3 protein-coding genes and 1 pseudogene are annotated in these 2,220 nt (G+C 72.7%); all 4 read right to left on the bottom strand.

Annotated features, from left to right (window positions below; all coding sequences use genetic code 11):
- A pseudogene (locus tag AB0H87_RS40985) lies at window positions 1-447 on the bottom strand (hypothetical protein); the annotation flags it as partial.
- Window positions 444-818 (bottom strand): STAS domain-containing protein, encoded by a 375-nt coding sequence (locus AB0H87_RS40980; RefSeq protein ID WP_360159013.1) that lies wholly within the window; start codon window positions 816-818, stop codon window positions 444-446. The pseudogene AB0H87_RS40985 and the gene AB0H87_RS40980, both read right to left, overlap by 4 nt.
- A 122-nt stretch (window positions 819-940) precedes the next feature.
- Window positions 941-1,141 carry a ribonuclease gene (locus tag AB0H87_RS40975; protein ID WP_360159010.1) on the bottom strand — a complete coding sequence of 67 codons (201 nt, stop codon included), beginning with the start codon at window positions 1,139-1,141 and terminating at the stop codon, window positions 941-943.
- A partial coding sequence (locus AB0H87_RS40970) for an alpha/beta fold hydrolase (protein WP_360159007.1) occupies window positions 1,125-2,220 on the bottom strand: 1,096 nt, incomplete at its 5' end. The genes AB0H87_RS40975 and AB0H87_RS40970, both read right to left, overlap by 17 nt.

Below are 2,220 nucleotides of genomic sequence, written 5' to 3'. Positions count from 1 at the left end.
GACCAGCCACGAGTGGTCGTCGGCGTCGGTGTCGTCCGCGCGCCCGGCGGCGGCCGCGGCGCGCTCGTGTGCCGCCGTCCGCCGGCCCGCCAGACCCGCGACCCGGTCGGCGGCGAGTCGCGCCCGCAGCAGCTCGGCCTCGGCCCGTTCGACCGCGGCTTGCGCTCGCCGGACAGCGCCGGCCGCGGCGGCCGCGGAGTCGTCGACGTCCTCGTCCGCCCGACCATGTTCGTCGTGGCTCTCGCGGCCGTCGAGCGCCGCGTCGTGCCGGTCAGCCAACCGTTCCCGGTCGGTCGCGAGCGCGTCGCGCTCGTCCGCCAACCGTTCCCGCTCGTCGGCCAACCGCTCCCGCTCGTCGGCGGCGGCCTCCCACAGGTCGGCGCGGTTGGTCCGGTCCTCCGACGAGGACCAGGACGGGACCTGCGGACCGCGGCGACCGTCGGTCATGCCGCCTGCCCGCGGTCGTCCAGCGGCACCGGGCAGATCAAGGTCTCCCGCAGGCCCAGTGCGTCGAAGACCAGCGCGGGAACGCCGCTGAGCCCACGGACGCACAACGTCACGTTCCGCCGCCGAGCCTTCGTGCGCGCCCGCAGGATCACGCTGACACTGCCCGCGTCGATGAAGTGGACATCAGCCAGGTCGACCAGCACCAGCGGCGCGTCGGTCCGATCGACGATCTCCACCAGGCGGCGCTCGAACTCGCCCGCAGTGTCGAGATCGAGGTCGCCGACCGGGCTGAACACCAGGGCACCGTCGACAGCCCGCTGACGCCAGTCAGGTGACGCCGACAGCGCGGACGGTTCGAAGAGTTCTCGCATTGGGAACACCAGCCATCTCCCCACGGAGCGTCGGCTGGGTCATCAACCGTAAGAGCCAAGTATCGCCTCGTTCGCCATCGGCCGCAAACGGACGAACTGCTGTTGCGCGAGTGACCAGCGGATCAGTCGTCGGCCGGCGTGGTCTCGGCCGGGATGCCCGGGCCGACCTCACCCCGCTTCAGGCCCTCTTCGTTGCGCTCGGCCTCGCTGTCGGCATGCTCCATGGCGGTGCCCGGATCCGTGGTCCTGCGTCCTTCGGCGTCCTCGAAGACCTGGCCGCTCTCGAGCGCTTCCTCGCGCCGGTGCTCAGATGGCGTTGTCACGGGATCGACGTACCCGCATTCCTGTCGGGCAAACCCGCTCGTCGATCACGTGGCGCCAGGACGCCTCCGAGTAGCGGAACGGCCGGGTGGCCCGCAGGAACCGCTGGATCGCGGGCAGGATCTGGTCCGGCGCGGTCTCGTGTGGATAGTGCCCGGCGTCGGCTATCTCGGCGGTGAAGAACGCCGGCGTCGCCGCCGCGACGGCCCGGTGGTGGCTCGGCGGGATGGTTCGGTCCGCGCTGCCCCAGGCCACCAGGACCGGCAACTGCGCCAGCAGTTTCAGGTGCTCGGCGGCGCTCACGCTCTGCCCCCGCCAGTCGATCACGGTGCGCGCGGTCCGGATGAAGGCGCGGCGTCGCCGCCCGTCGGCGAGGTCGTGCAGCGACCGCGCCACCGCCGGGACGTCCGGCCGGGGTATCAGCGCCGGCAGGACGCGCCGGGTCACGGTCGGTGGCAGCAGCGCCAACGCCGCGACCACGGTCTCCGCGGCCGGGAGCGTGACCGCCCGCAGCGCGGCTGTGAGCTGCGGTCCCAGCCCACCGCTGCTGATCAGCACGAGTCGTTGGGTCCGTTCGGGAAACTGGTACGCGAACTGCAGCGCGATGCCGCCGCCGAGGCTGTGCCCGACGATCGTCGCCGACGGCAGCCCGAGCGAGACCAGCAGGTCGCGCAGCGCCGTCGCATGGGCGCCCAGGGAGTAGTCGCCGGCGGGCGCGCCGGAGTCGCCGTGACCCGGCAGATCGGGCGCGATCACGGTGTGGGTCAGCGCGAGGGTGTCGACGAGGTGCCGCCACGTGTGGCGGTCACCGCCGAGACCGTGCACCAGCAGCAGCGGCTCGCCCCGGCCCGCGATGGTGTAGGCCAACGTGCCGTTGACCCGTTCGATGGTGATCACGTTCTCCTCGTGCCGGCGCCCCGTGGGTCGGGTCGACGGCACCGGCATTACCCGCGGGTAGGAAATCCAACCCAGGTGCGGACACGGACGGGCGGAGGCAGGCACGGAATGCGCCGCGCCGTGCACCCCCCGGGTGAGCACCTGCACGCTGCCGAACGGTGTGTAGTCGACCGCCGAGGTGTTG

This window comes from Asanoa sp. NPDC050611, assembly GCF_040654855.1.
Taxonomy (GTDB): Bacteria; Actinomycetota; Actinomycetes; order Mycobacteriales; family Micromonosporaceae; genus Asanoa.
Note: the sequence above shows the minus strand (reverse complement) of the source record. Positions and strands in the feature narration are given on the sequence as shown.